The following is a 21451-nucleotide window of genomic DNA, read 5'->3' as shown; positions in this document are numbered from 1 at the left end:
GCGAAATATATGCTGTCTGAGCATTAAAAAATAAAGCATGCGCCATTATTTTTTTGATTTCGGTTAAAGTATAAGTAAAGGCTATCGCGTAGTTAGGATAAGCAAGGAGATGAGTAGCATTTGCAGTGTCGTGGACCACGCTTTTAATGAGAAAGATGTTTCTACAGTTCTTTCGAACTGGGATGGTCTTACTAAGGATCAGCAAGAACTTTTCCATCGTATCTATGGTAGTCGTCCAGCTTGTCAAGCAATATGGGCGCAACTTAATACTCTCGCAACAAGTGATGCTTCTAAAGTTGTCACCGCGGAGAAGCCGAGAACTCCGGTGCATAAACAACTTGACGTTGTTCGCCATCCTCAAACCCTGGTAGAAACTACAAAACGGGAACCACCAGAATCAGAAAGTGATATGGAACTCGCGTTAAAGTTGAGTTGGCAGGAAGATGAAGCACGCAAACGGAAACTCCAAACACTGCGCAATCGTGAATATACGGCAACTGAAATTGCCCCTCTGGAGAATATTGGGCAAATATGTTGGGCGAATACGCTATTCCAATGTTTGTCTGCGCTTACTTGTATGCAAAAATATCATGGAATTCGTGAGGTGTATCCGCTATTTGATTTGTTCACTTCTGTACGCATTGATTCTGGTCGGCGTTTTATAGCTTTGTTACCTGAATCTAAGGATACAGATAAACGCGCACAACAAGATGCGATGACAAATGGATATGCATCATTTTGCGAGTATTTGGGTCAACTCTACAATCAAGATGTAGGTGATGTAATACTCGAAATGATTAACAACTTTAAGCTCGTAACGCAGACACAAGAACAATCATTCGAGAAGTTGGTCGAAAAAGTACAAACGAAAATTTCCTTTGGTTGTAAAATTGCGCGTTCATATGGAGATTTAATGAGTGTCTTTTCAAGTGGGCAAATTTTAAATCTCAATGTTCCACCGCTGATTAAATGTTCGTACAAAGGAGAAGGTGGGTCTATCAGAATGAGAATGCCTTATTGGATTGGTAATGTTGTCGCGATTACGGTTGAACCAGACCAAAAAGCATCGAATACAGGATTACGCATTCCGTTAAAAGTTCGTATTCAATGCGGATTAGTAAACGAGATGTATATACTTCGTGCAGTAGCGATTCGCACCAATTACTCGACAAGTTCTGGTCACTATATAGCATGGGTAAACAAAAATGGCAACCAGTACATAGCGGACGATGTTGACATAAAACAATTGGATGGAAATTCAGATACGTTCGTTGACGATCGCGGAACAGCACGTGGATTATTCTTCGAAAGGGAACAGCCAACGAGATATGCGCCAGAAATGCACCTAAAGAAGTACGAAGGCGGAGATGAAGAGCCAGAAGCTCGTACGGAAGAGTTGTTCGAAGTCGGAGAAGGCGAATTCGAAGCGCCGCGTTCCGATGAAGAAGCGGAATTGTTCGCAGATTCAACTGCTATGCATGAACCAGCAGAAGAAACCGAAGCAAAAGACGAATCTACTTCCGACATTAAAGCCATTATCGTGGATGAAATTTCAGCACAAATTGGCGAGCGTATATCTGCATTGAGTCAAGAGATGCGCGAATCACAAGAACTCTTAGAATCGAGAGTAATGGAAGAGTTCAGGAAACGCGATGCAGATGCCGAAGAACAAAAAGCAGCATTGAAAGATATTACCAAAATGATTCATTCTTCGATGAAAGAGATTATGGGAGAAGTTCGCAAAACCGCCAACTCGGAGCATAAAGCGTTATCTGATGAACTCAGCATAATACGCACTTTCGTGTTAGATAATATCGGATCGAAAAGCTCGCATGAAGCAACTGCAGCGCCGGAGGCTCCAGTGAGCGCCAGTGAAACGGTTACACCTCCGGTGAGTGTCAGTGATGTTGTTGAGCCTCCAGTGAGCGCCAGTGAAACGGTTACACCTCCGGTGAGTGTCAGTGATGTTGTTGAGCCTCCAGTGAGTGCCAGTGAAACGATTGCACCTCCAGTGAGTGCCAGTGATGTTGTTGAGTCTCCGGTGAGTGCCAGTGAAACGGTTGCGTTGCCAATGAGCGCCAGTGAGATTACCAAACATTTGGAGAGCGTCGATGATGTTGTCACGTCCAAAAAGAAGCCAACGACACGGCTTCAGTCTATGTTACGCGCTAAGCCGCCTCAGAAAAAAACACCAACTTCCGGAGTCTCGCCAAAGACGGAAAATTTGGATGATAAGGAAAAAAAACGACAGACTCCTTCGAAGAAGTCAGCTCTAAAACGTTCCAGCGATTCTGCATTAAGTCCGTCGCCCCACAATGGGCAATCTCCACGCGCGCCGCGATCGCAGGGCAGCAGCCCGAAGAAGTAAATGGGATAAATCGTGGAGTTTCCGCACACGCTGTTGATTTGAATAATATTCACAAATTACACACACCATATATTTCACTTTTACAAAAAGAAGATACTAATCACCCGCATAGTGCTCCATCGACCCCTCTGAAGGCATTACAAACAACACCGCCGAGCGAAAATACACCAAGTTCATCCCCATCTTTGCCATTCGACCTTATTGAAAAAACTAAAGATGACAAGAGAAGGGATAAACTCGTGCGTAATCTCGGCTTAATTTTACTCGAAAAAGAACCTCCTCGGACAAAATATATCTCCCACATATTTGCAGTCGACGAAGCCGATATTCGCCATCTTGAATGGATTTGGAAAACGCTGGACCACACCCTCTTATTAACTCAGGTTCCATTTGTTGGTGCAATGCGCTTGTGCAATCTTTGTTGGCATGTAAGCACATTCGCGCCGCGATTCGGGATAAATCTCACGAGAGGAGCGATTCAGTTGGGCTGGAAGATACTTCAGGACGCGAAGCTTTAATTTTTAATTTGATTATTGATTTTTTTATGAAGCCGCCGAATTCCAACTCCGGCGCGGAATTCGCGGCGATTCTGCATCAGATAAATCCCCATCTAAACGGGCAACAACAATGCGCCTATGAAGGATTCACAACATTTGTCGATGGCGCACCGAAATTCATCGGCGATTTGTTTCGCGCATACTACAATAAGCATTTTATTTGCTCTTTGTGCGGCAAAGAGAGCGATGAATTGGATGTCGTCTCCGGCATTACAATCCCCGAAACAGTTACGAATTCTGCGCAAATACAGAGATTTATTTACGCGCATATCGACCGTTCCGTGGAAAAATGCTGCGAACGCTGCTCGCCAACAAAATCTGTGATTCATTCCTTGCAATATGAGTTGCATAATGCGCCGAAAGTAATCGCGATAATCTCCGAAAAATATTCCACAACGAAACCGCAAGTCGATTTTCCGCAAGAATTGCAATTTCTGGGCGAGAATTCTGCGTTCATTCAATTTCGCCTTTTTGCTTTGATTGAGCATTCCGGGTCGAAGTTCGGCGGACATTATTGGGCAAAAATCGCGAAACGCGCATCTGGTGAAACGCGCGTATTTTGCGCAAATGATAGTTCTATTGTGCCGGAAGGCAGCACGTTAATCCCGAAACCAGAAAGCTATATCGCATTTTATCAATAAATAATACTCAAACATTTCAAACGCGCGGCATTAATAAATATTTTATTTTTCGCGCCCAAATATATACCGTCTATTCGAAAATGGTTCAGGGTTATTGCATGAAATGCCGCGCAAAACAAGATATGAAAGGCGTCACATATAAATTGACGAAGCGTAATGCGCGTCAAGCCCGTGGAACTTGTTCTGCCTGTGGAACTGCTGTTTACGCAATGGTGCCGAAAGAAACATCCAAAGCAGGCGGAGAACTCTCGCTCACTGAGGGTGGAAAGCGCCGTTCCAGGCGCAGTCGCCCATCCGCGAAACGCGCGTCACGCGGCTCGCGCAAGTCACGCAAATCGCACAAGTCACGCAAGTCTCGCGGCTCTCGTCACGCAAAGAAGTAAACACGAATGTTTTTCATTCTTCGCCATGAAGTTTCTTTTTTTGCCAAAAAAATAATCAATCCTCGCCCCATTTCGCTTAAGTCCACCGGAGACCCTCGCCGCTACTGAAAGTATTCGGATTAATGTCCGTTACTTGATCCGGATTACCAACCGCAACAAGTCGCGGGCGCTGCAGTCCAACCCACGGTATATAATCATATTCATCATTCTTATCTGGCATCAAATTATGCCCGACCCACGTATCATTTCGCTGCAGGCGGTCCGCGACAAATTCTGCGTGACTCTGAATAGTGCTGCTATCAACATTCTGCAATTTTAGCCAATCTTGATAATCTGTATCTTGCGCTCCATAAAATTCCATTGCAGAGGGAATCGCCGTGTTCGCGCACGTATCGCTCGCACTCTGAACTTCAGCGCTCGACTCAAAATGCTCGATATTATCAGTTACCATATAATATTCCGGATGTTCCCTGCGCATCCGCTGCCGCTCTGTTGCAGTTGGAATCACATTTCCATCTTGCGATAATGGGCGAATTTGCTGAACATTAATCAGCGTTCCATCGTCATTCACTGCGGAAAGCTTCTCTTGCGCGGCGCCTCCGCTGCTGCCCGAAAAGAACCGCTTTCCACCAACGATAAGAATCAGTACGATGATGATTGCGATAATAATTGCCCACATAATTGCCGCGACAAAAGAAGTCAAGATATATATATTTGCTGCAAAACAAAAAAATAATCCACTTATCCGCGCCATTCTATTTTTTGAATCATGTGACATTCGTCCAACATTCGTTTAGCGGCGCTTAACGACAACAATATCTTCCTTTGCAGAAGTCGTAAGAAGTCCGAGCTTCCACATCATGTAGACAATCAAGATAATGATAACAATCAACAGAATCATGCTGGGCTCCATTCCTCACTTGAAACCGAGTTATATATAAACTGCTTTACTAAAATTTTAAAAAAATATTATTAATTCCACTGAATCCTGTGATTTTAGAAATGATATTTTTCTACCACCGCGGATTCCTGTGATTTGCGCAACAGCCGCTTAATTTCTTCTGCTTTCGCAATGAAAATCTCAACGCGCATTAAATTATATATTTTGGATATATAATTGTGCAGCGCTTTATCGGCTTCAATTAAATCCGCGAGATATTCATCGCGAATCTTATCAATCGCGGCATCAATAATCGCATCAGAATCGCCCGAGTCGATGCATTTCCTGATACACGCGTCAATCGCGTTTCTCGCGAAATTGAATATCCCGATGTGTGCATCCAATTTATTCCTTGCGTTAATTACTTCTGTTTCCGCATCTTCACGCACTTTATCGGCGCGAAAATCGCGTTTGATACGAATGCTAATCGGTGCAAGTTCCCATTCGCCGAGAAATACATCATTTCCGGCGCGCGAATGTTGATTACTTGCTTCTTTAGTATATGCTTGGCGCTGTAATGCGCATCCCCTTGCGAATTCGCTCGGAATTTCGCCAATAACTTTGCCAGTTTTTGCGTACATTTCGTATACTCTGTGCGCTGCTTGCGTGAGATTTTCATTTGCTGATGCTACATTCAACAAGTCAACAATCGCACCAAGAATGAATTTAGTTGCATCTGGTGAACTGAAGATAAGGTCGCGAATCCGCGCGAGCAATTCGTTTCGCACTTCTTTCGCGATTGCGGAAGTAAATCTCGGCGCAATTATTCTCGATTTACCACTAAGATGAGCGATGATGAATTTCTTCGCGGCTTCAACTAATTTCCTATCATAAGTGGTAAATACTTTATTAATTGTTAAATCGAGCCCAGTGCTTGGATTCGCTGCAGTAATTTCTGGCGAATATGCGATAAAGCGCGCAAATTGTCCAATTGCGAGCTTGATATAATGGTCGCGGTCGATTTCCCAGCCAACTGCGTGTGCTTGCTCCTCGAATGCGCGATAATATTCCATTTTATCGCCTTTCTTCCCTGCGTTTTTACTCGCGCCATCGAATAGCGGCGTTTTGACAACAACATATTCGAATTTATCGCCATCTTCCGGCGGCTCATAAAGTGGCGCAGATGGATCGCCCCTGCGCTGAAGGTCTCCAAAGCGCTCGCGCATTCGTGCGACGAATGTCTTTACTGGAATATTCTTTTTTGCTTCGCGATAGCGCGCGAATTGCTTGACGGCTTTGGCGCTCAAATCACCGCTGGCAAATTCATGTGCCGTATTGCAGACAATTGCGGTGAGATTCTTCGGCTTCTCTGTTGGTTCAAGAATAGCTGCGATTATAGAACTGCATGCAAGCTGCGTGCCGACACTTTGTCCTTGTTTTATCAATTCCAGCCCCTTGATGAGCGGCTTTTTCTGCCATGCGATTTGCTTCTCGTGCATTTTGACACAATACTTCTTCTTGCCGAAGAATGCCGCGGGGAAACACGATTTCTCGTATTCCATTATCAAAAATGACCATCCTCTTTCTTTGCGCAAAAATTGCGTAATCGCGTCATTTAATTTCGGCGCGTCTTCAATGGATGCCATAATCATCGCCTCAGCATATCGCATATACGCAGCGTGGCGTTTTTCTTCGATTGCGCGCGTTTCGCTGCCGTCGGCTGGATATTCGATTTGCTTCAATCGCTCATGATATTCTGCGCTTGCCGATGCATAAATTTCTGGCGGATTCTTCATAAAAATGCTATCTGTGTCGCCGTACATAATCGTATATCCTCGTTTCATTGCGAAATCCGCAACGCGGCGAATATTCCATTGCCCCGCGGATGTAATTCCACCGGCAATCTCCAACTTGAATAGTGGCGACGAGCGGTCGCCAGTTGTGCCGTAAAATGTGTTCGCAATGATTTTCAGGGCATTCTGCCGCGCATTTAAGCAATCATAGAACATCTGTAATTCGGCTTTCGTCATGCGGCGATTTCCATAAGTAACCATCTCTTCTTTATTCGCCTCCATTTCTTCGAGAATTTTACTAAGTTTACCTTTTTCTGCATTTGGACCTTTCCTCAGATTCAGTACTTCATTAATCGCATATCCAAGAAGACCCAAATGCTCGCCAGGAAGCGCACGACGTGTTCTAAAACTCGATTCTTCGCTATTCGATAAAGATGGGTCTATTTTTAGTTTCACTATCGGCGGGTTTGCGGTATTCGGCTCAAAGATATCGCGCACATTGTTATGTTGAACGCTATATGCGTGGCACGAACGGCGTTCATTCTTTGGGTCATCTTTCTTTTTGCCAACGAAATAATCGAATTTGATTTCATGCAGCGAATAGCCTAATTTGCGCAGGCGATTGGCTTCTTCTTCGCTTTCCACGATTGTTTCCCAACTGATATTAAATTCTAAATCCAGATTCGGATATAGCGATTTAAAATCTAAATCAAAGACCGGTACATCTGTGATTCCGCCAACAGGTGGAAATATGTACGCGCCGGGATAAAATGTCTTCATATCTTCGGATGTCGGCTTTCTTTCGAGGGAAAGCGCATACCCAAAGCGATATGCCATTGCCGCAAGGAGATTCTTCACTTTCATTCCGCCAGCACGATAGAATGAGTCAATAATCGGCACAAACGCGGCATTTGCGATTTCTGCCATATCATTCCAGACCGTTTTCTTTATCATCATTTGTTGCAGCCTTACGGAATCTATAAGATTGTAATAATTAATCTCGGAGATGTCCTTCAGGTTTTGCGCGAATTTGCCGGCGCAACACTTATGCGAAGTAACAATTGGCAGAATTTTGTCCGTGCGCGCATCGTCTTTGAGCTTCGCGCCGGGCGGCATTTCGCAATCCAGCAATTTATCGAAATCTGCGCAAAGTTGGCAGCTGCTCTGCATTTTGCGGTCCGAGCAGTGACACTGACCATTTATGCGATATTTCGCGATGAGTTCCGCGCGTCTCCATGCCTGAAACATCTTATTAAAACTGATATCTTCTTTCGTCTTCAGCTTCAGTTGCGCAAGATAAAATGCCAGACTCGCGCCAAATCCTACTTCTGCCGCAGGAAACGCGCGCATAAATACGATTTGCACATCTACATCCACGCAACCAGGAAGCCGAACTTGCACTACTTCGCGCTCTGGCGATGATGCAGAGATTTTTATCTTTGCATCATTAAATAAGCGATAACCGAATTTATCTTCCGCGGCATTCGGCGCGATTTTTCGCGATTTGCCGCCGGATATGATAACTTTCCGCTTGATTGCGCCCATATCACGAATATCCTCTTGCAGCGAATAGCGTACTGCGATGGAACGCATGATGGACCAATCAAAACCGCCGCTATTAAAGCCTATGCGAAAATCTGGCGACATCAATCGCGCGAGAAGTGCTCGCACTTTCACGGCTTCTGCATCATTCTTGCAAATGATAATCCGCGTTAAATCGCCGCGAACTTGCGAGAAATCAACGCCTCTTTTCGCATCTTCAAGAGGATGGTGAAAATCTTCAGCCGCGGCAACAGCGTCATCTTCTTCCGCTACTTCTTCTGCGGCTTCAGCAGCTTCCGTTGTTTCTTCTTCATCTTCGATTGGTTCCGTGGGGATTTCGGGCGCGACTTCACCAGATGGAACTTCGTTTATTGGCATTAATTGATGCTTTTCTTCGATGTCTTCCGTAAATGGCACGCAATCATAAAGACTCAAAACGATATTCAGAAATGGCTTCGGGTCATCACGCCAACTGTACGCTAAACTCAGCGCAGGAACATGCAGAACATTTTCGCCTGCTTTTGGAAGTTTTCCATCTGTTGACGAAACTTCTGTATCCCAGGCTTCCACAATTGCTGGCACTTTAGAAGTTACGAATTCTGTAAGTGGAACAGCACTAAAAGTATTCGCATCGAATTTCGCAAGTTCGACAATGCGAAAACAATGTTGACTATGGTCGCCGGCAGAAATAACGATATCATTTTCATAACAAGAAAGAGATATATTTCCATAATTACTAACGATATTCCACGAACTCGTATTTATCCGCGCATCGCGTGCCATTACTTGGAAATAACTACTGCCAGTGTCATCATGTGACAGTAAAATACGCGAATTTCCTTCTCCTTGCAGTTTTGTGACGGCTTCTTTGCGGTCGAAAATCGTATCAAATTCAATACGCGTAAACGGAATGCTATTCGGATGGAATCCAAGTTGCGTCGGGCGCAAAAAGATTTCATTTTTGCTAAATCTGCCAAATTCGCGCTTTTTCGTTGTGCCGTTGAATGTTTGCGACTTCGAAAGAAAATCGCGTACTTGCGCGAGATTAGATTTATCCGTTGTATGCACATCAATGAACGGAAAAACGCCTCGAACAACAACGCAGATTTTGAGCCCCGATGGCATAATGCCGAATATGAACGGCGTGTATTTCCACGCGATATTTTCTTCAACGACATCAATCGGCATAAAATGAAATGGCGCATGCTTATCAAGAAGAGCGATATCACGCTCGACGAGGAGCGGATCGCAAAAGCGCCGGCGAAATATTTTTGGGTCCGCCATGAATTCCTCGCCGCGAATAATCTCGAAGGGAAGAAGATGTGCCTCCGTCGGTATAGCCATTAAAGCAGTCTAATAGCGCGATATATAATTGGCAGTATTCCCTTTCAATTTATATGGCTGCTAAACTCGCTTAAAGCTTCACTTTGACATACAAAAAAGATATCTTTTTTGAATCGCGACAAGGACAATCAAACATGGAGACAATCATAACAGACATTCGCGGTATATTTCCAGCAGATATTCTACGCATGCCGATTGCGACAAATGCGCACGAATTATTCGCGAATCTTCGCATTGCGTTAAATCGATATAAAATCATTCATCTCTCGTTGCTATACATCTGCGAGAAATTGGCAACACCTCATGGCAATGATTATGTATTGCTTAAAATTCAAATATTGTTAAAAACAGCTTCTCGCTTCGGCGAGCTCCCGCGTAGCGGTCGAGCCTTCGGCGAGCTCGGCGGAGCCGCGACCCCTCTGGGGGAACGTTGTTCACCAATTAGCGCGGATGATATTGAGCATTTGCTCGAATATATCCGAATCTTTCCAAATAGTGAAGAAAAACTCGCCGAAGTCGCGCAAATCGCGCTGTATGCAGTTATTCAAAAAATATATCTGATGAGTCAAGTCGCGGAACTTTTTCTCCTATAAAATTCGCTTTTTTTCTTTTTTGCGCGCGGCGATTCAATTCAATCTCAATCCGATTCGTCGTAATCATTTTCTTCTTCGTATTCGCGCTGATGCGCGCCACAATCCGCAGCGGCTCTCCCGTAAGTCGCAACATAAAACCAATGAATGCGAGGAGAACGACAAAGTCTGCATGGAATATAAACTCCCTTTCCTTTTGGAAATGCGCCATTGCGTTCATCCATTAAACAATCACTGCAAAGAATGCCATCATAGCCATAATCTTCATAATAAGCATTGATTTGTTTTTTGCATCTATCACAAAAAGTAAATGCGAATTTAGTAGTTATACTCATCTTGTATTATCTCCGTCTATATTATTGCTGCTATTATTCGAATTTGAATTACGTTACCGCATCAAAAAAGATACAATCATCTCATTTCGCTCGGAAATTCATTTAGGACAATATCCGCGAACTGGTGGAATGCTGCTTCATCGGCAATTAATTGGATTGGCGAATTTTCGCCCAATCGCGTATTGCGCGCAAGGCAAAGCACTCCGAACTGCCAATGAAATATATATCTACGCATCTTATTTGCACAATTATTATTTGAAGGCAAATATTGTGTAATCCCCATAATATGGGTGCCGACATCATCGCATTCAAATGGAGAAATTTGGAGTTCTTTCATCTTCGCTATCAATTTATCAATGTGATTTTTCGAGGCAATATTGTATATCACCACGAAAGCCGAGTGAAATAAATGCGAACTAATCATTTGCGCGCGTAAATCCGCGAGGCGGCTTTTATATTCGTCGCATAATTCGAAATAAATGTCCATCATTTTTAAAGTTGCAGTTTTTATCAACGCTCGCAATGTATCGAGATACTTTCGCCCAATAAAGTATTTAAGAACAGTTTTCCTTTGTAGTAGTTCTACCAAATCTGCCAACCAAATGCAACCATACGCTGTCTGAGCAGAAATGGCGCGAAAAACACAATCCAATTGCGGCATATCCAAAAGAAATTCGCTTACTCGCGCATAATGCCATTTGCTCAAGAAATGAAATATGTCTTTGATATGTAACTCGGAAAATGCGAAATGTGAATCTTTATCTCCCTTCGTAGTGGGAGGAAAACAATCAACCACATTAATTGCGAAAAATTCACCAAACGATAATTCGAAAACGCGCATCCATTCATCGAAAATGGCGATTACGAAATCTTCATTGTGCATACCTCCCATTAATTTGAATGCTATGTCCCGCAATCCATTCGGCGGTAATTCTGACATGAATGTATTTCCAGCGCGACCATGCGCGCCTTCAGTAAGAGGCAGAAATTGAACTCCCGCGAAGCGGTCGGGGCTTCGCCGAATTTCTGCCCGCATTTTCATATCGCGATATGGCAACTGCGCGAAACGTGGTCGACTGTATCTGGATATGAACTTTCTAAAAATAATACGGAATATCTTTTGGTCGACCAAACACCACAATTTCATCCATTCAGCCAATTCATCACCGATATCCAATTTATTCCTGAGAATCGCGCAGTTATCGAAAATATCGCAAATTTTGCATTCATCTAATTTAATCAGCGCAATTTCCGCGAATGCCGCACAAATATCATGAATATTCACGCTAATCTCTTCTTCGATTGGCGATGAGCCAATCAATGCATTGCGTAATGTGGCGCTCGCGCCATCAATCGGCTCGATAATAGGCACTTCTTCCTGCGTATCATCGCAACTATATTCGTCATCAGAATCCATTACTATTTCTTCATCTCTTGTGCCGTAATGATAGATAATTCCTCCATCGATAATTCTCGCCGCCATATTCTTTATTCTTTGTTGCACACTTCATTCAAAAAAATAAGTCAATTCATACTTCTTATATTGGTATGATTCCACCAAAGAAAAGCGGATTATTTTTTAAATTCATTCCGCAATAAAGCCGCGGATGAACAGAATAATCCTCCGGCACATAAATGCCCAATGCGACTGCTTCTTGCAGCATGAATTTGAATATTTGCCAAAAGCGCGTTGGATGCCCCCACATACGCGGGTCGCCCATGTGCGAAATTTCGTGAAGAACGACAAATACGAGTGTATTCATATCTTCGAAATCCGCGGGTTTCTGCGCGGAACGCAGACAAAGCACAATTTTTTTGCCTTTATCCAGCGTAAAACTCGTTTCACTGCCATTATTCGGTCTGCCTTCGTAAATCGCGTCTGGATTATATCTGCGCAGCACCTCTGCGACAATTAATTCTCGTTGCGATTCACTGCCGCCAATTTTCTCGTCGCCGGAAATCTGATATTTTCCTCGCAAATAGACCAAAAAATCCATTGTCCGCTTGTTTAATTCCGCGAGCGTTTTCGCCGCGAGCTGGGAATTCTCAAATGCCGCAACGACATTCACGACTTGTCCTTCAATAGTAATAGCTCGCGTGTGATTACGCCAGATTTTGAATCCTTTCGCACTAATGAAAAGGATTAAGATGATGATTACAACAAGCAGATAAATACTTCTATCCATAGGAATGATAAAGTTTTATATATAAATCGTCAATATTATGCCAAACGAAGATTTTCTTTTAGCAACGCCGCAATTCAGCACGACTACAAATCCGGTAATCATCCGGCTCATTAATCCAAAAAGCGAACACTCGCTTCGCGAGCGAGGCTTCGCCGAACACTCGCTTCGCGAGCGAGGCTTCGCCGAACACTCGCTTCGCGAGCGAGGCTTCGCCGAACACTCGCCAAATTGGCACCTATATATTTTTATTGGGAGTGTTCCTGTTGGCGTAAGGAATGCTCTTATTCGCATTGAATCTTTCCTTCGTGATGGCGGCGAAGAAAGCAAAATAAATGCGCATATTGGCGAAGATGCGATTTCGACTCTAAAGAAATTTTACGGCAGCGATTGGAAAGCCACGATTGGATTGGCGCAAAATAAAAAACAATCCATCCCCACAATATCAGGCGGCGCCGAATTATCCGATATTTCCACTGCGATTGACGGGCAACAACGCACAGAAGAAGAAACCACTGAAGAAATCGCGCAAATAGAAAATCTTATCGAGCGCGAAGAAACTGCGGCGGCAAAAACTAAGCAAATTCGCACCGCGGATATCATCACAACGCGCCCAACAGCGGAAAGCGCCGCTGCGACATTCGCCGCTGGCGGAATAACTTTTATCTTCGATATTCCCATTTTCGCGGAGGATTCATTTATGGATGTCAAAATGAAATTCTCTGTTGCGGCGAATATTCCTGTTTATCGCATTCATTTATCCGCGCTTGATGAAGTCTCACGAAATGCCACAGCAATCGCGCCATATGCGATATTTCTGAATGGCGCGCGCATCCCAATAAATGTTCTTGACTTGTTGAATCCCCCAAAAGAAGACAATTCTCTCTATTTTGGAATGCCGATTGACAGGAGCATTTATGCCGCGCGCGAATCGTTGCGCATTGAAGCGTATGAGAAAATGATGCCAGTATTTGCCACAAGATATACGCATTACGTCGCAATTGATTTGGCATCATACACTTGGCAAGCCATCAGCGAGATTCGCCAAATTATAGACGATACTTATCAATTCGATTTAATCTATTTCGGCTTTATTGTCAAATATTGGGCGCATTTTCAGCGCGATTGCTTTAAGGAATTCGTCGCAAATGAAATGGCGCTTTCTTCGATTTATCCTGATTTGGCGCCATCTGCTTATTCACTGAGATTATGGCTTGACACAGAACGCAAGATTATCGAGCATACACATCAAATCGCCGCAAAAACGCCGCCAGAAAAACTGCATCTTTCGGTTGTTTTGACGAGCGCGGTTGTAACGACTGTTATTCATCATACATTTCCGGTTAATATTCGGATTTTGTTCGACCTTCTTGAATGCGCAGGAAGTATTATGGAAATTCGCGCCCGAACTGAAATAGAGCAGCAAGGGAAAATCGGATATTTTCTTTTGCGCAAATTGAGAAAAACGTCCGAAGTTACGCACATCGGCACAATTAAGTTTCCGAATATTGCTATTCTCGAAACTGGATTGACTGTTGTAATCGCCACTGGCAAAATCGAAGATATTTCGCGCTATAGCGGGTCTGGCGGCAGTGGGAGTTTCGTATTTCTCAACATTCAAGCGGATGGGCGATACTTCGTTGTTGCATCGTGGGCAGATGAAGATAAAATGCAATTCGCCGATGCAACGAAATTCTTTAAGTTCCACACTGCGCAAGTAATCGCAAATATAAACTCTTTTAATAGTCTCGTATTTCCCGGCGGAAGCGCGCGCTTAATTCCTATCTCTTCGAAAAATATCACATACACGGCGTTGACTGCGTCAATTATCTGGGCACACGCGATGAGTGCAAAACAATTCCGCATGCTCAAGGCGAAATTCGATGAATACATTCGCGCGAATATAGTGTATTATAAGACTTCTATCTCTGTTCGTGCTATTGTGGCGGATTTCTATGAATTTCTCTTTTCGAAGGGGATGTATAAATTCGACCACTCACTTCTTTCGCAGATTATAGACGCTGTTGGAATGCCGATAAACAATTATTATGCTTATCTTTCGAACGCGACAATAAAACAAAAATGGATGCAACATTATCAGGGGCGCGTTATGCGCATTATTAATCGCTCGACAGACGTGCGCATCAATATTTACGATATTCATGAGCGCGAATTCGGCATATTCTTTGGATTTATTATCACTCTTGTTGCGGATATTGCCGCGGATTTAGCGGAGAAAGATGGCATTCATCGCGGCGATATCTCCGAAAAAACTACTATTCGCCGCATTAAACGCCTTCATGAGCAAGACCCGGAGCTATTTAATCTTAAAAAACACGGCAGTACTGATGATTATTCAATACTCTGCCAGAATCCGCGACAACCAATCATCTATAGCGAAGATGAAGTCTCGCGAATGCCAAAATCATCTCTTGCGAAACTCGTGAAGTACTGGAATTTTACAACGAAAAAGCCAGCGTTTTATGAATGCCCATCTGCGAATTATCCGCATTTGTCTTTTCTCGTTGGATTTCACCCGAAAAAATATTGTCTTCCTTGCTGCAAGAAACTCTTGCCACAGGGCACAACAGCCAAAGGGCAGATTAATGTAGTATGTATTGATAAGCATATCTACGAAGGTTCATTGCCGATTTCTTCGCGCCATGTTATGGATTATGGCAAAGAATTAGAGCCGGCGCGCATTTCGAAATTGCCGCCGGGGCGTATTCGCGAATCCATTCTGGAGGCGATTTCGGCAGAAAATCCGTCCCATTCTCTTTGCATTTATGGAATGACTCAAGAAATGGGACCGATTCTTACATTTTCAGGGATTTTAGATTTGACGCCGAATGATTTGATGAAGAAAATAATTGCCGCACTTGGCAAAACTATCAATTTTGAAACGCTCGCCGGCGGAATCGCGAGGGCGCATTTCATTAATAGTCGCGCGCTTGAGGGATATCTCGTTGAAATTCTGCGCGAATGCGAAATCTGCGGCAACTTTCCGCCGCAAAAAATGTCCCACGAGTTTTTGCGCGAACTGCTGATTGACGCGGTTTTCGCAATATTCGGCGTTGCAGTAGTTTATTATTTTGATAGCGGGGCTGATAGTGTGCCGCCGCATCTCGTAATTCCGCCGGCGATTATTAACGCCGTGAAAAGTGGGCATATTTCCGATGCGACTCCATTTGGGCTATTTATCCTAAAGATGAAAACGAAAATGAGTGAGCCGGAATATTATCCTATTTACGAAATTGATAATATTGCTTACCATCGTTCGGGCGCGATTTTCAACCACTTTCTTCCGCATTCCGCTGCGAAATTCATCTTACAAACCATAAAAAAGTCAATAGAAGGGCGCGTTGCAACAACGACGATTGATTTGGCACTTTTGAAGAGTTTTAGCGATATAGAAATCCTGCGGCAATACATAGGAATTCGCGGATTGTGCTACGGCATTCTTTGCAGGTACAAAGATAAGCCCGCTTATTTACCAATCGAATATTCACAGCCGATTCAGGGCATTCCAAAAGCGGATGATAAGCAATCGCCAACTGTCGACGCCGTGAAAGCGTCGGCGAATATTACACTTATTAATGATATCAATGCGCGAATTCAGCGATTGCCAGCGGCATATCGGCGAATCGCAGTAAACGCGCTGATTTATTGCAAAGAAAAGCCAATCGCATTCGAAACATCACTCGGCTTTGCTTATTTCTCGGAATACGATGACAATGTCCCCGAATCTTTACCAAAAAAAGAATTCGCAATCGACCCGCGTGCGATTGGGGAACTCCTGCAGAGTAGCCAATCTTCTGGCAATATTTCAGCTGTATTATCATTGGCTGCGGATGTTCGCACTTTATTCAGCAATCGAGCGCAATACTTAAATTATCAATATGACTTATTCTTGACTGAATTCTCGCACTACATGGGAACGCAGAGGAATGTCAAGATTCGCGAGGAATTAATCGCGCTATTCGAATCCGGCAAAGATGAGAACGCGATTTCTCGCGAATTGCGCACTATTCTTGAGCATTTCCCTGATGATTTTACGCAGATTCAAAATAAGCTTCTCGCAAAGACAGAGAATGGCGGCGGATTGCGTACGGTGCGCGAAATGCTGGAAACTGGCGTATTTGACTTTGATAACGTTGAGATTGTAAATCTTCTTGAAATGGATAATTCATCTCGGCGAGAAGCACTTTTACAAATCGCGAAAAAAATCACAATCAAAATTCCGCAAGATGAAATTCCAGCGGCATTGGATAACACGATTATTGCGTGTCGCGTAGAAGATGTCAACGCGAAAGTGATGAAAGCCGCTGGACTTACGCTTTCTCATTGCGTTGGCAATCGCCTGAAAATCGCGGCTGATTTAGAAGTTCTCGTTGATTTTCTCGCGCGAGATATAGAAAACCCATTGCGGCGAGCGCTGATTATTAATCGCAATAAAAGCGAAAATATATCGTTGTCATTCATCTCTCCTTTGCAATTTATTAGTCGCCCGAATGAAATGATACTTATATATAGAATTGAATTCGGGCAGCGAGTCACTTCTCTTCTCGCCGTTAAATACTGAGGATGGCAGATTCAGATCCGATTATGGCAGTTGCTTCAGCGCAGTCGCAAAAGCGCAAAGATAAGCATGGTGATAGTTTGATTGCGATTCTGGGCGATGCAGTTTCATCAATGCGGATTAAATTAGTAGTTATTCTTTTTATCATTGTTATATTCGTCTTCTCTGATGTCTTCGAGCGAAAAGTGATTTCGCGCATAAATGGCGCGCTTGATGGGTATTTCGTGACAAATTATGGGTTGATGATTCAGGCGTTTATCGTTGTTCTGCTATTTTCTGTCGCGGAATTTCTAACAAATCAGGATATTCTTTGAAGGGGGACGCGCAAAGCCTCGACGCCTTCGGCGGAGCTTCGTCCTCCTTCAACCCCCTCTGAAAATTGCGAGAAATGCTACGGAGACAAACTTTTTATTTTTTGCGAAGTTTGTCGCGCATTGTTCGCAGAATATTCGCATTTGTTTGTATTGATTTGAAATGATTTCAAAGGAAATTACACAAAAAATGTAAAGTGATTAATCTGGCGCGAATATATTTTCCTCAAAAAAATGTGCGATTCGCTATTTGCACGCGTTTCTCTTGAAATTCTATGCAAATAATCCAAATAACTGCGAACACTTTGCGAACAAATGCGAATCTACAAAAAATAAAATTGTGGCAATGATAATCTGGAATGGCGGTTGAAGGGGGCTCTCGCCTCGCTCGGCTTCGCCCCCCTTCAGAATAGAAAACGATATAATTCACCGACTGTCGTTGGATTTTCCCTTAACCAATCGCGGAAAGTATCGCCGATTCCTTGCGGAACTTCGCCGATTTTCGCGCAACAAATAGGATTCGTCAATACTTCGCAAAGATAATCGCAAATTCGCTGTGTTGCGTCGATATCATATGCGCCGAGAATATTAATTCTGCCGCCCATAAAGATGTTTATGAGCGTCGTCTTTTTTGCCTTTCCGAAGATAGGAGTCGAGAATTTCACGGATACTTTCGCCTTGCCATCATCTCCATTTGGTTTGATGTAATAGATTTTTGGAGTTTGCGCGCGATTTGTTTCATCAATGGCAGTTTGCCTTTCTTTATCTGCGATAAGCAATGCCGAGAGTGTTTGCAAGTGCAGAACACCGAATTTCGGCAACAGTCTTCTAAATTTGTAATTCTTCATTACCGGCGTTATGAATAGCACTTCGAGAGTATGCGCATCATTTTGCGGTGGGCGCGAAATACTTTCTACTGATTTACTTGCGGCATTATTGAGTTGCGCAAATAGATAAGCCCCCAAACGCGATATGCATTCGATTGTATCATCAATCACACCCGGCTTAATGCCAGGCACTCCAAATTGCCCAGTTCTGAAGACTTTAAACTTATAGACTAATCCAGGGAAATGCTGCGATTTTACACCAAAGAGAATTGATGAATTAAAGCAAGTTCCGGCGTATCCATCTTTTCCTTGGACTGTTCTGCTTTTCATTTGGCGCGGCTTCTTTTTGCGCCCGCGTCCAGTGGATTTCTTTGGCGCCGGCAGCGTATATGATGGATGAATTTTTTGTCCATAATTGCATTGCGCAAATGGAAATTCTTCTGTCGGTTCTATCTCGGAAATGAAATATTGCTCCGAGAAATGAACGCCTTTGAAACAGCCGTTTAATCCAAATGTAGTCGGCGTTAAATCGCTAAATAATGGACTATTGATGTGAATATCACGCCTGAATTTCTCCAATATCACGGGATTTATTAAATTTGCTGCGGCATCAAATACTTCTTTTGTTGAGGGAATTTTGGCGATTTCTGCAGAAATCGCCGCTGCGTCTTTGCGCAGACAAGGCAATTTAGAATCGTTTTCCTGCGCAGCGACGATTTTTTGTGCGTCAAAAGGACATGCTTTTGGCGCGATTGTGCCACAAGTATTCACTCGCGGCGCTAAACTCGCCTTCGGCTCGAGCACCGCCGGAGGCGGCGACACTGCGTGGAGCGCGGCAGAGCCGCGACCACTCCGTGGGAGCGCTTCGCGCGAACTTGCGACTGCAGTGGTGCATAAATCTGTATTGTTACTTCCATCTAAAAATTGCTGTAATAATTGGCATGTATCGTCTGACCACTGTTCGTTAGTTTCACTCATATTCCCTATTAAATGCTATATATAATTTCAAATTAAAATACGCTTTCCGCGCTTGCTTTTGCCGCTTTTCGCCGCAAAAAAAGCCAGTTGCCCCTTTTGCTCGGCGAAATTGCCTATGTTTTGCTCATTGTATCGCGCAGATGATTTTCTGCCTCTTTTTTGTCTTCTGTTTCGCTCTCTTCTTTTGTGCCGGAATGTTGGTAGCCATACAAAAGCATACTTGGGACTAATTCAAGAAGAATTCTCGCGCCCGCGCTCATATTCATGTCATGCATTAAATCGCTAATTACGGTCGAAGTATCATGGCGCATTCGGCGCAGTTTAACTCGCAGACTATTATCGTATCCTTTCATATTTGGTCTGCGCCCGAAATATTCACGCTCGCCATCGAATATATAACCAAGTCCAGCTGCACCAAAAAGCATTACATCCTCTGCAATGCTGCAATAGCGTTTTCTGTCATTTTTGAGACGAAGAATTTTCAGCACACTTTCAATATCAATAGAATCGCTCAATCGCGTAACTTTAGGAACGCGCGATGTATCAACTTCATCTGCTTTGAGTGTTTCAAGAAGAGAATCTATTTCCTCGAGCATCATATCTTTATCATCGTCGCGGCGAATTTCATCGAAAGAAATCGCAGAACCATCCATTTTTGATAAGACATTCGAAACATGCCCGCGGCGAATTTGTTCCATAGTTGCGGACCTGAATTCTGGCGATTCGTTTTTCGCTACTGCACCACCAGGCGATGACTGCGTTGAATAAGTACTATCTATCATTTCTTCTTGGGCATCATCATCTGCGTGTTGCAATTCCGAAGTATTTATAGAAATATTTTCCGCGGAATTCGCGGACGGCTCTATTACACCACGAGAACTCCCCCGAAGGGGTCGAGGCTCCGCCGACCCCTCCGGGAGAGCTTCCGGCGAACTCGGCGAAGTTTCGCTATCGCGAATCGCATCGGCGGCTGATTCTCCAGTCACTGATGGAGTTTCGCCAATATTCACCCCAATGCGGCTGCTTATTTGCTGAAGCGCATCTGCGAGTTTCTCTTCAGCACTTTTCTGCGGCGGCATATCTACAGAATCTGCACTTTTTGCCAATACTGATGATTTAGCGACCATTTTATGCTCTACATCATAAATAGCCGCTCCTTTAGAGATTTCGTCGCGATTTACCATAAGTTGCATACCATATACGCTCGAATATTTGGACATTCTGCCGCTCTATTTTAAATTCAATTACTTCGCTCAAAACGAAAAAAATGTCGAGTGCGAATCGCAGGAAAATATTTGTAAGTTTTGATTGCGCGTTTCGCAGTCTAGGCTTTTGCGTACTCGAAATACAGGGTAAACAAGCATTACTCGCGCAACTCCAGAGAATTCTTCGGCAGTTGGAAACAGATACTTTTCTCGAAGAGAAACAGTTGCCAGACGAGAATAGTAATTTCATTCGCGTTTATGCAAGCGGAATTGCTGACTTATGCTGCGATGATGGCGCGATTGCCGCTGCTGGCGCGATAAAAAACGCACACCGTTTATTCGAATTTCTACATAATAAGATTGATATTCCGCTTTTGCAGATGGCGAGCGAAAATCCAGATACTTTATTTGAAATCGAGATTGTCATTGAGCATCAGCCGAGCAGTATTAAAATCGGGCATTCGCAGCGAGTCAGAGGAATATCACAGCAAATAGAAGCACAAATCGTTTATCATTATGCGAACTGGTATTTTGCTGAAGGCAAACCATTGCGCGCGAATATCGTGCTGATAAGCCCAAAACAGAAGAATATTTTATCTGAACGCATTTTACATTCCCTTGAATCATTCTCAGCAAATGCGCGATTTGTTATGGAGAAAGATTGCTGCGTTTCTGGTGCCGCAGAATCGGCTGCACCAAGTGCGAAAAAAGGAAGACGAAAGCCGAAAAATGTTAAAACGCGCACACAAAGAAAAGAGCCGGCACAATATGTGGCGGGACTTATCTGGCGAATATGCGATTGCGCGATTGCAAAAGAAGATTGGGTAAAATCGCGAAATCTGAAAATGGCGCTTCCGCGCAGCGACCTTGCGGATGCGTTTATTCAAATATTGGCGAGTGGCGCTTTTGCCACCATTTGATTTTGCGCATTATAT

At 43.7% G+C, this 21451-nt stretch carries 14 protein-coding genes; 7 read left to right on the top strand and 7 right to left on the bottom strand.

All coding sequences use genetic code 11. The features are described from left to right. Positions 1 to 109: 109 nt before the first annotated feature. The 3 genes from M0R33_RS13815 to M0R33_RS24430 all read left to right on the top strand — a co-directional run bounded on the left by M0R33_RS13815 (position 110) and on the right by M0R33_RS24430 (position 3949). Positions 110 to 2368 (top strand): hypothetical protein, encoded by a 2259-nt coding sequence (locus M0R33_RS13815; protein ID WP_292570169.1) that lies wholly within the window; start codon positions 110 to 112, stop codon positions 2366 to 2368. Positions 2369 to 2708: 340 nt separating this feature from the next. Further along, positions 2709 to 3566: a hypothetical protein gene (locus M0R33_RS13810; protein WP_292570166.1), complete on the top strand. Its 858-nt coding sequence runs from the start codon at positions 2709 to 2711 to the stop codon at positions 3564 to 3566. Positions 3567 to 3646: 80 nt separating this feature from the next. Continuing rightward, complete coding sequence (locus M0R33_RS24430) at positions 3647 to 3949, top strand: DUF5679 domain-containing protein (protein ID WP_366043878.1); 303 nt, start codon at positions 3647 to 3649, stop codon at positions 3947 to 3949. Positions 3950 to 4025: 76 nt separating this feature from the next. Here M0R33_RS24430 and M0R33_RS13805 read toward each other — a convergent pair whose 3' ends face one another. Then, positions 4026 to 4727: a hypothetical protein gene (locus M0R33_RS13805; protein ID WP_292570163.1), complete on the bottom strand. Its 702-nt coding sequence runs from the start codon at positions 4725 to 4727 to the stop codon at positions 4026 to 4028. A 218-nt stretch (positions 4728 to 4945) separates the two neighbouring features. Beyond that, complete coding sequence (locus tag M0R33_RS13800) at positions 4946 to 9508, bottom strand: DNA polymerase domain-containing protein (protein ID WP_292570160.1); 4563 nt, start codon at positions 9506 to 9508, stop codon at positions 4946 to 4948. A 134-nt stretch (positions 9509 to 9642) separates the two neighbouring features. Between M0R33_RS13800 and M0R33_RS13795 the strand changes: the two genes are divergently transcribed. After that, a complete protein-coding gene (locus M0R33_RS13795) occupies positions 9643 to 10101 on the top strand; it encodes a hypothetical protein (RefSeq protein WP_292570157.1) in 459 nt (152 codons plus the stop codon). A 44-nt stretch (positions 10102 to 10145) separates the two neighbouring features. Here the strand turns inward: M0R33_RS13795 and M0R33_RS13790 are convergent, their stop codons facing one another. The 3 genes from M0R33_RS13790 to M0R33_RS13780 form a co-directional block, all read right to left on the bottom strand. After that, entirely contained in the window at positions 10146 to 10433 is a 288-nt protein-coding gene (locus tag M0R33_RS13790) for a hypothetical protein (RefSeq protein WP_292570154.1), read from the bottom strand. 76 nt (positions 10434 to 10509) lie between these two features. Beyond that, on the bottom strand, positions 10510 to 11937 hold the full coding sequence (locus tag M0R33_RS13785; RefSeq protein WP_292570151.1) for a hypothetical protein: 1428 nt from the start codon (positions 11935 to 11937) through the stop codon (positions 10510 to 10512). A gap of 34 nt (positions 11938 to 11971) precedes the next feature. Beyond that, entirely contained in the window at positions 11972 to 12619 is a 648-nt protein-coding gene (locus tag M0R33_RS13780; protein WP_292570148.1) for a Wss1p-related putative metallopeptidase, read from the bottom strand. A gap of 37 nt (positions 12620 to 12656) precedes the next feature. On the opposite strand from M0R33_RS13780, the gene M0R33_RS13775 reads away from it, so the two are divergent. Together M0R33_RS13775 and M0R33_RS13770 are read left to right on the top strand one after the other, a co-directional pair. After that, positions 12657 to 17198 (top strand): hypothetical protein, encoded by a 4542-nt coding sequence (locus M0R33_RS13775; protein ID WP_292570145.1) that lies wholly within the window; start codon positions 12657 to 12659, stop codon positions 17196 to 17198. Positions 17199 to 17200: 2 nt separating this feature from the next. After that, positions 17201 to 17509: a hypothetical protein gene (locus tag M0R33_RS13770; RefSeq protein ID WP_292570142.1), complete on the top strand. Its 309-nt coding sequence runs from the start codon at positions 17201 to 17203 to the stop codon at positions 17507 to 17509. Positions 17510 to 17910: 401 nt separating this feature from the next. On the opposite strand, the gene M0R33_RS13765 is transcribed toward M0R33_RS13770, so the two are convergent. Next, a complete protein-coding gene (locus M0R33_RS13765) occupies positions 17911 to 19311 on the bottom strand; it encodes a hypothetical protein (protein ID WP_292570140.1) in 1401 nt (466 codons plus the stop codon). Positions 19312 to 19424: 113 nt separating this feature from the next. Further along, entirely contained in the window at positions 19425 to 20531 is a 1107-nt protein-coding gene (locus M0R33_RS13760; protein ID WP_292570137.1) for a hypothetical protein, read from the bottom strand. Positions 20532 to 20578: 47 nt separating this feature from the next. Between M0R33_RS13760 and M0R33_RS13755 the strand changes: the two genes are divergently transcribed. After that, complete coding sequence (locus M0R33_RS13755) at positions 20579 to 21436, top strand: hypothetical protein (protein WP_292570134.1); 858 nt, start codon at positions 20579 to 20581, stop codon at positions 21434 to 21436. Positions 21437 to 21451: the final 15 nt, after the last annotated feature.

It is taken from the genome of Methylomonas sp. (assembly GCF_023228165.1).
GTDB lineage: Bacteria > Pseudomonadota > Gammaproteobacteria > Methylococcales > Methylomonadaceae > Methylomonas.
The sequence above is the reverse complement of the archived record's forward strand: the minus strand, read 5'-3'. Positions and strand labels throughout refer to the sequence as shown.